3 protein-coding genes are annotated in these 1,855 nt (G+C 63.7%); 1 reads left to right on the forward strand and 2 read right to left on the reverse strand.

From position 1 onward, the window contains the following. Together AC1DSN_RS22055 and grxD are read right to left on the reverse strand one after the other, a co-directional pair. A partial coding sequence (locus tag AC1DSN_RS22055) for an SDR family NAD(P)-dependent oxidoreductase (RefSeq protein ID WP_477332921.1) occupies positions 1 to 594 on the reverse strand: 594 nt, incomplete at its 3' end. Then, entirely contained in the window at positions 591 to 914 is a 324-nt protein-coding gene (grxD, locus tag AC1DSN_RS22060; protein ID WP_213947856.1) for a Grx4 family monothiol glutaredoxin, read from the reverse strand. The genes AC1DSN_RS22055 and grxD, both read right to left, overlap by 4 nt. A gap of 109 nt (positions 915 to 1,023) precedes the next feature. Between grxD and AC1DSN_RS22065 the strand changes: the two genes are divergently transcribed. Further along, positions 1,024 to 1,602, forward strand: coding sequence for a superoxide dismutase (locus tag AC1DSN_RS22065; protein WP_213947855.1), 579 nt, complete (start codon positions 1,024 to 1,026; stop codon positions 1,600 to 1,602). The last annotated feature ends 253 nt before the right edge of the window (positions 1,603 to 1,855 follow it).

A 1,855-nucleotide genomic window follows, 5' to 3' on the forward strand; every position in this document is an offset into this window, starting at 1 on the left:
CATGCTGCCCTTGCCGTTTTCAGCGTGGAGCACGGCGGCCATGCGTTCCACGGCCGCCTTGGACACGCCGTAACCACCCCAGTGCGCGCGCGACACGAGTTCGGCGTCATCGAAAACGAAGACGACGGCGCTGTCGTCAGCCTGCGTAAGCAGCGGCATGCACGCCTGGGTAAGCGCAAAAGGCGCGGAGACATTCACCTGCATCGCGCGCAGCCAGTCGTCCGGCTTGTGCATGGCGATGGGCGTGAGTTCGTTGAAATGCGCGGCGGCGTGGACCACGCCATCGAGCCGGCCGAATTCCTTTTCGAGACCTTCCGCGAGCGCCGCGTAGTCGCTCGGCGTTGCGCTTTCGAGGTCCAGCGGATGGATGACCGGTTCGGCACCGCCGAGCGCGACCAGCTCGTCGTAGAGCTTCTCCAGCGCGCGCACCTTGCGTCCCGTGATCACCACGGTCGCACCGGCGCGAACGACGGCCTTCGCGGTTTCACTACCGAGTCCACCCGTGGCGCCGGTGACGACGATGACGCGGCCAGCGAGCGAGCCTCCAGCCGGCGCCCAGTCATCGGGCAGCCCTACGGACGACCATGCGCTCACGATTCGGCCCCGGCGACTTCCACCGCCATGCGCTTGAGTTCACCCGCGGCGTGGAGATCCTCGACGATGTCGCACCCGCCGATGAATTCACCTAACAGGAACAACTGGGGAAACGTCGGCCAGTTCGAATAATGCGGCAGGCCCGCGCGCACGCGCGGATCCGCCAGGACGTTGACCGAGAAGAAGTTCGCCCCAGCGGCTTCCAGCGCCTTGACGGCGCGATCGGAGAACCCACAGGTAGGGAACTCCGGCGTGCCTTTCATGAAAAGCACGATGGGGTGCGCCGCTACGGTGGCCTTGATCTCGTCTACGACGTCCATAGGTCGGGTTTCATCATTAGAATGCTGATAGTTGCGTAGTGTAGCAGTGCCGCGCCTGGCGCCCTGCTTCGTCTTTCTTTCCCCCAGCCAACGCTAAGGAGTCCCGCACATGGCGATCGAACTTCCCCCGCTTCCCTACGAGAAGAACGCCCTGGAGCCGCACATCTCCGCTGAAACCCTCGAGTTTCATTACGGTAAGCACCACCAGACCTACGTCACGAATCTCAATAACCTGATCAAGGGTACGGAGTTCGAGGGCAAGGATCTGGTCGAGATCGTGAAGTCCTCCTCGGGCGGCATCTTCAACAACGCCGCCCAGGTCTGGAACCACACCTTCTACTGGAACTCGATGCGCGCCCCCGGCGGCGCCGAGCCGCCGGCCAAGCTTGCCGACGCCCTGACCAAGGCCTTTGGCGGCGTGGACAAGTTCAAGGAAGAGTTTGCCAAGAGCGCCGCCGGCAACTTCGGCTCGGGCTGGACCTGGCTGGTGCAGCGTCCGGACGGCTCCCTGGCCATCGTCAACACCTCCAACGCCGCCACGCCGATCACCGGCAGCGACAAGCCGCTGTTCACCGCGGACGTGTGGGAGCACGCCTACTACATCGACTACCGCAACGCCCGTCCGAAGTACCTGGAAGCGTTCTGGAACCTGGTCAACTGGGACTTCGCGGCGAAGAACCTCGCCTGATTTTCCCGCTGTAGAACACAAAAAGGCCGGGTCGCGAGACTCGGCCTTTTTATTGGTTCTTCGTCGATTCCCCCGTGGAGCCATTGCACCGCCATTTGCGTGGAGGGATGAGGCGCAGAGCCTTCGGTGCCCACCCTCGCTGCTCAGACACGTCCTCCGCGTTTCGTACCGGAAAGGCCGCTGCGCGGCCGTGTACTTATTTGGCCTACGGCCGCTCCACTTGTGCGGAACTCGCCTCGAGGGTGGGCACCGA

It is taken from the genome of Luteibacter sp. P4_D7_3, assembly GCF_056401735.1.